The 5,891-nt window shown below is 73.0% G+C and carries 10 protein-coding genes; 6 read left to right on the top strand and 4 right to left on the bottom strand.

Translation table 11 applies throughout. From position 1 onward, the window contains the following. Positions 1–185: 185 nt before the first annotated feature. The 3 genes from AC08OX_RS14025 to AC08OX_RS14015 all read left to right on the top strand — a co-directional run bounded on the left by AC08OX_RS14025 (position 186) and on the right by AC08OX_RS14015 (position 1,864). Positions 186–599, top strand: coding sequence for a hypothetical protein (locus tag AC08OX_RS14025; protein ID WP_476608233.1), 414 nt, complete (start codon positions 186–188; stop codon positions 597–599). Positions 600–615: 16 nt separating this feature from the next. Then, entirely contained in the window at positions 616–963 is a 348-nt protein-coding gene (locus AC08OX_RS14020; protein ID WP_476608232.1) for a pentapeptide repeat-containing protein, read from the top strand. 283 nt (positions 964–1,246) lie between these two features. After that, entirely contained in the window at positions 1,247–1,864 is a 618-nt protein-coding gene (locus tag AC08OX_RS14015) for an adenylate/guanylate cyclase domain-containing protein (protein ID WP_476608231.1), read from the top strand. 78 nt (positions 1,865–1,942) lie between these two features. Here AC08OX_RS14015 and AC08OX_RS14010 read toward each other — a convergent pair whose 3' ends face one another. Beyond that, positions 1,943–2,119, bottom strand: a complete 177-nt coding sequence (locus AC08OX_RS14010) for a hypothetical protein (protein ID WP_023841343.1) — start codon at positions 2,117–2,119, stop codon at positions 1,943–1,945. A 234-nt stretch (positions 2,120–2,353) separates the two neighbouring features. On the opposite strand from AC08OX_RS14010, the gene AC08OX_RS14005 reads away from it, so the two are divergent. Beyond that, positions 2,354–2,479, top strand: coding sequence for a hypothetical protein (locus AC08OX_RS14005; RefSeq protein ID WP_476608230.1), 126 nt, complete (start codon positions 2,354–2,356; stop codon positions 2,477–2,479). Positions 2,480–2,640: 161 nt separating this feature from the next. On the opposite strand, the gene AC08OX_RS14000 is transcribed toward AC08OX_RS14005, so the two are convergent. After that, entirely contained in the window at positions 2,641–3,690 is a 1,050-nt protein-coding gene (locus AC08OX_RS14000; RefSeq protein ID WP_476608229.1) for a site-specific integrase, read from the bottom strand. Beyond that, positions 3,687–4,088 carry a Sec-independent protein translocase subunit TatA gene (gene tatA / locus AC08OX_RS13995; RefSeq protein ID WP_476608228.1) on the bottom strand — a complete coding sequence of 134 codons (402 nt, stop codon included), beginning with the start codon at positions 4,086–4,088 and terminating at the stop codon, positions 3,687–3,689. The genes AC08OX_RS14000 and tatA overlap by 4 nt, the downstream gene beginning before the upstream one ends. Positions 4,089–4,412: 324 nt before the next feature. On the opposite strand from tatA, the gene AC08OX_RS13990 reads away from it, so the two are divergent. Together AC08OX_RS13990 and AC08OX_RS13985 are read left to right on the top strand one after the other, a co-directional pair. Then, positions 4,413–4,691, top strand: a complete 279-nt coding sequence (locus AC08OX_RS13990) for a GlsB/YeaQ/YmgE family stress response membrane protein (protein WP_011436721.1) — start codon at positions 4,413–4,415, stop codon at positions 4,689–4,691. A 97-nt stretch (positions 4,692–4,788) separates the two neighbouring features. Then, positions 4,789–5,454 (top strand): DUF2599 domain-containing protein, encoded by a 666-nt coding sequence (locus AC08OX_RS13985; RefSeq protein WP_476608227.1) that lies wholly within the window; start codon positions 4,789–4,791, stop codon positions 5,452–5,454. Between the two features lie 62 nt (positions 5,455–5,516). On the opposite strand, the gene AC08OX_RS13980 is transcribed toward AC08OX_RS13985, so the two are convergent. Beyond that, positions 5,517–5,891 (bottom strand): DinB family protein (locus AC08OX_RS13980; protein WP_476608226.1); only part of this gene is annotated, 375 nt, incomplete at its 5' end.

Raw genomic sequence — 5,891 nt, 5'->3', positions numbered from 1 at the left:
TGACCACTGGGTGCTGACCAGACGCCCTGTGCTCGTTGAACCGGCACTGGTCGTGGGCGAGGATCGCGGGCGAACTGGTATCCCGGCCAGCCCGAGGCCGGTGGACACGGGGGTGGCGACGTCATCCTCCGCGGTCGCGTCTGTCAGAATGATGTCTCCCGTCGACGTTCAGAAGGGCACACACCTTGCCCGACGATCTCGATCCCGCCGCGGGAATCACCGGGGACGCCCGCGGCCGGCTGCGTGCCGACTGCGGGCGCTGTTTCGCGCTGTGCTGCGTGGCACCGGCGTTCTCCGCCTCGGTGGACTTCGCGATTGACAAACCCGCCGGCACGGCCTGCCCCAACCTGAACGCGGGCTTCCGCTGTGCCGTCCACGAGCAGCTGCGGCCGCGGGGGTTCCGCGGCTGCGCCGTGTATGACTGCTTCGGCGCCGGGCAGCAGGTCTGCCAGGTCACCTACGGCGGGCGGGACTGGCGGGCGGCCCCGGACAGTGCCCGGCAGATGTTCGATGTCTTCGCGGTCATGCGGACGCTGCACGAGCTGCTGTGGTATCTGAGCGAGGCGCTGAGCCGCCCCGCTGCACGCCGAGCTGCATGACGCCCGCGCCCGCACCATGCTGCTGACCTGCGCCGACGCCGACACGCTGCTCGCCGTGGACGTCCCCGCGCTGCGTCAGGCGGTCCATCTGCTGTTGCTGCAGGCCAGCGACCTGGTCCGCGCCGAGCTGCCGGGCGGTGCCGGGAACAGGCGTCCCCGGCGGCGCCCCCGCGGCGCCGACCTGCTCGGCGCGAACCTCGCCGGGGCGGACCTGCGCGGCGCGGCGCTGCAGGGAACCCTCCTGATCGGCGCGGATCTGCGCGGCGCTGACCTGCGCGACACCGACCTGCACGGCGCCACGTCGTTCAGGCCCAGCTCGACGCCGCCCGCGGGGACGCCACCACGGCGCTGCCCCCGGCTCTGACCCGTCCCGTGCACTGGACGCGCACGGCGGACCCGACGCGGCCGGACCCCAGAACGCACCCCGTGGCGGGCTCGGGCCCCGGGCCCGGGACGGTGCCGATCCCCTCGTCGTCGCCCAGCGCGGCCCGGCCGCGGCGGTCGCCGCGTTCCCCTCGGTCGCCTCGTTCCCCACGCCGCCGCTGACCGGCGGACCAGTCGTCGCCGGCGCCGGGTCCGATCCCCCGGTCGGGTCACGGCGCGGAAATCACGTCTTCACCGGCGGGATGGCGCGTCAGGATGGGACCATGGCACGCGAGGATACCGGCGACATCCGGCAGGACCCGGAACGGGACGCCTGCATCACCGCCACGAGCATGTTCGTGGGCATCACCGGGACCACCGACATCGGCAGAGGAATCGACCCGGAATCGCTGCAGGAGGTCCTGCGGCGGGCGTTCACCCTCGTGCGCACCATCGTCTCCACGCATGGCGGCTCGGTCGAGAGATTCATCGGGGACGCCGCGTTCGCGGTGTTCGGCGTTCCCGAGCCGCACGTGGACGGCGCGCAGCGCGCCGTCCACGCCGCCCTTGAGATTCGGGCCGCGACGGAGGCGCTCAACACCGAACGGCACCACAACCGGGACCTGAGGCTGCGCGTGCGGATCGGGATCAACACCGGCGAGGTCACCGTCGCCGGTGGCGGCGTGAGTGCCGGTGGCGTCAGTGGCGACCCGGTGAACGTCGCCTCCCGGTTGGAACACGCCGCGCCCGCCGGCGAGATCTTCATCGGCGGCACCACTTATCATCTCGTCCGGGACAGCGTCACCGCGAGCGAGGCGGATCCCCTCGTCGTGCAGGGCAGGCCCGTCCCGTTGCGTGTGCACCGGCTGATCGGACTGGCCGCTCCGTCGCCGGCCGCCTGAGCACTACCGGCCGCCGCCGGTGCCCCGGCCCCGGATCCGGATCCGGGGGCGAGCGGGACGAAGGGCGGTGCGGGACTGTCAGCGGCGCCGGACGCGACGTGAACCGGTCCGCGGGATGGCGGCCGGTTGGGGGCCGCGGCCCAGCCCGCCGTGGCGGACCTGCATGTGGGTGGCGAGCAGATGGGACGCCTCGGCCTTGGTGGCGACCCGGTCCGAGGTGATACCGCAGTACGTGCAGGTGTATCTGGCCATCATGAGGTCCCTTCGGATGCTCGGGTAGGGCCAGAATGCGGCAATGCCGCGACAGACGCATCACATTCCCAGTTCGCATACCTATCTGAGACGCTAATCTTCCACGTGTTTGCATGTCAATCTGGTACGCCCATAAGGTGGGTGGATGCCCCGCCCGCCGTGGACGCAGGCTCACCATGAGCTCATGGCCGCCCTGTCCGCCTCGGTCGACGCTGCCTGCGAGGCGGAGGAAAGAATGTGGGAGGCCGCCGCGCCGCCCGCGCCGGCGGAGTGCCGATCGACCTGGTGGCCGCGCTCACCCGACGCGGACGGACCACCGTCTACCGCCATCTCCCCCTTGGACAGGATCTCGGCGACGCCTGAACGCGCACCGCTTCGCCGGCGGTGGCCAGCAGTCGGCTGTCCGGGGCGAAGGCCACCTCGCGCACCGGCCCGACCCGCACCTGCATGCCGGGGACGCCGCGTGCGCGGTCCCGTCCACGCCGGATCCCAGGCCGGTCGGGTTCGGTCCAGGCCGGTCGGGTTCACAGCCCGACGTGGCCGGAGGGGTTGTCGCGGTCGAACAGCCGTCCGGCGCGGACGTAGCCGTCGAGCGACGCTGAGGAGCGCCACCGGCCCTGGCGCATGATCGACCGGTCGGCGACACCGGCGCGGGCGGCGGCGGTGGCGAACCCGGAGCGCAGCGAATGCCCGGCGAAGTCGGCCGGGTCGAGTCCGGCGGCGGCCACCCGGCGCTGCACGATTCGGGCCACCGAGCCCGGGTAGAGCCGCCCCGGCGCGACCTGCCCGTGCCGGTTGACCGCGCGGAACGCCGGCCCGTCGGTCAGCGCGGCGGCGTCCACCCAGGCCCGCCAGGCCCGCACCGGGCAGGTCGGCCGGTAGGAGCCGTAGGCGACGCCGACCAGGGCACCGGCGGCCTCCTGGTCGGTCTTCGACGCCCGGATCGTCAGGACGACTCCGTCGGGGGTCTCGAGCAGGTCGGCGACGTCGAGGCCGACGAGTTCGGAGCGGCGCAGGCAGCCGGCGAATCCGATCAGCAGCAGGGCCCGGTCGCGGACGTCGGCGAGGTCGTCGTCGCGCAGCCCGGCGACGACCCGGGCCAGCAGGGAGGTGTCCAGCGCGGCCTTGCGGTTCGGGCGGACCCCGCGGGTGCGGCGGATACCGTCCCAGACGGCGCAGACCTCCGGTGCGCTCGCCGGGTTGGGATGGCGACCGAGCTGGTGGGAGACGGAGATCGCGGCGAGCCGGCGGCGGATCGTCGAGGGCTTGTACCCGGCGTCGGCGAGCGTGGCGAGGTAACCCGCGACCGTCGCCGGGGTCGCCGGCAGCGGGCACAGCGGCACCGTCTGACGTTCACACCAGGCCCGGAACTGACGCAGGTCACTGTCGTAGGCCCGCCAGGTCGCCGTGGAACGCGCGGCGCGGGCGTAGTCCCCTACCCGAGCAAGCAGATCGGCGGTGAGCTGTCCATCGGTGCCCGGCGCCAGGACCGGCACCGGCGGCTGTGCCGCGCCGGCGGAGCCGGCCGGTAACGCACGGGGGCCGGCGATCGGCCTGGTGGTCTCGTCGTTCACCGCCGGGGCGTCCGGGCATCCTGGGGCATCGAGATCCACCCTAGTCCGCCGCGACTCGCCCGGCCTCGCCGCGGGAAACGCTCAGCGGGCCTCGGCGGACCGGTTCCCGGATCCACCCGTGGCCGGCGTGGCCGGCTCGGCCGACGGCCGACGGCCGACGGCCGAGTGTGGGGTGCGGCGGGCGCGGGGCCGGTGACCTGGGTGGGCGCCGCGGCAACGGTCGCGGTAGGGGCCGGCGCCTCGTCGTCGTGCAGGCCCTTGATCTCGGACTTGAAGATCCGCAGGGAGCGGCCCAGGGAACGGGCGGCGTCGGGCAGCCGCTTCGAGCCGAACAGGACGACGACGACCAGGATGATGATGATCAGTTCGGGAGCGCCGATGTCACCCACGGGAACCATCCTTCGGACGGGATCCGACGCACGGTCGGTCTGGTCCACATGTTACGACCGGCCGCCGCCCCGTTCGCAGCCCCGTCCGGTGATCGGGCCACGGCCGGGCCGATGATGCGGTGGCGGCCGGCCCGGTCCGGGAGGGCGCTCGACGGGCATCTCGACAGTCATCTCAACGGGCAGGCTGTCCGCAGGACGACGTTTCGGATGTTGTTGGATGTTGTTTGACGAACCGGGTCGGTCGGGTATACGGCGGACGTCCTACTCCTCGATCATCGGTCGGTCATGATCATAGGTCGGCCATCGATGATCATTATTGGTCGGAGGTCTTCCATGGTCTGGACCCTCGTCAGTTGGATGCTGCTTGGTCTCGTTGCCGGCGCGGTCGCGCGCCTGCTCGTGCCCGGACCCGATCCGATGAGTATCCCTGCGACGATCCTGCTCGGCATCGTCGGCTCGTTCGTCGGCGGTTTCCTCGGCTACGTCCTGTTCAACCGTGATCTCAGCGAGGGCGCGCTGCAACCGTCCGGCATCGTCGGCTCGATCATCGGGGGTATCGTCGTGCTGCTGGTGTGGCGGGCGGTGGGCCGCCGCCGTACGTTGCACCGCTGACGCCCGTCCCCGAGGTCGCCTCACGGCCGCCCGGTGCGGTGGGTTGACGCGGCGATAACCGGCGGAACCCACCCGCACCGGATCCGGGGGAACGCACATGGCGGGGACCGCAGGGAGCACCGTGCCCGGGATCGTGGGGGCGCGCCTGTGCGCGCTCCTCGTGCGGGTTCTGCTGGGCGTGCCGGCGGTGGGGCTGCTCGCCGTCGCCTGCGGCCCGGACACCCCGGGCGGCCCGACTCCCGCGCACAGCCCGAGCCCCAGCCCCGAGGCGGCACACAGCCCCGAGGCGACACACAGCCCGCGGGCCGCCGGTGCCAGCACGCCCTACTGCGGCCCGAGCCGCTACGTCGAGGAGATCGTCGTGCAGCAGTGGGCGGACGGCCGGTTTCGCATCCAGGTGCGGCCCACCCCCGAGGGGCGGCGCGCCGGGGACCCCGGCCAGGTTGCCGCCGAGATCTGGCAGGCCGTGCAGGGGTGTGTGACGGGCCTGCGCGGCGAGGTTGCCGACAGTCTGCGTGACCAGCTGGCGTGCCATCAGAACTTCGCGCAGCTACCGGCGCTGAACGGCGGGAAGGGCTTCGCCACCGGCGAGACCTACGACCTGGAAAGCTGGCGGCCGGCGCCGCGTCCCGGCGGCATCCGGACATGGATCTCCACCCGCTGCGGGAACACCCTCGGCACCGATCCCCCCGGGCCACCGGCCAGGATCTACCGGCCGGACGGCGTACGCCCCCAGCGGACGGTCTCCGGCGAGCAGGCCTGACGGCGGGTTGACGACTTGGCGCACGAGCCCGTGTGATCAGTCCCCACGTGATACTGCTGATGTCAGTTCCTCGGGGTCCAGCGGCGTCCGAGTGCGGCCAGGAGCCTGTCCTGGGGTGGGCTGTCGGCGGGCGCGGGCTGGGCGGCGGCATACATGCCGGTCGCGGCGAGCTGGCCACCGAGTGCTTCGACGGCGGGGAGCGTCGCGGTCACCGTGTCGGGATCGAGCTGGACGGTCTGCCCGATGGTGGTGGCCAGATCCCAGGCGTGGACGAGGGGCTCGATGACGGCGACGGTGAGGACCTCGTCCACGGTCCTGGCGCCCAGGGGGGTGTCCACGACGGTGGCCGGGTCCAGGGCCGCGAGGGTGCGTTCGGTGTTCTGGTGGGTGCGCTGCCAGGATGCGCCCGGATCGGGGCCGGCGAGGGCGGTGAGGAG

This window comes from Frankia sp. CoBUL1, assembly GCF_978021245.1.
This window is presented reverse-complemented; position numbering and strand designations above follow the sequence as displayed.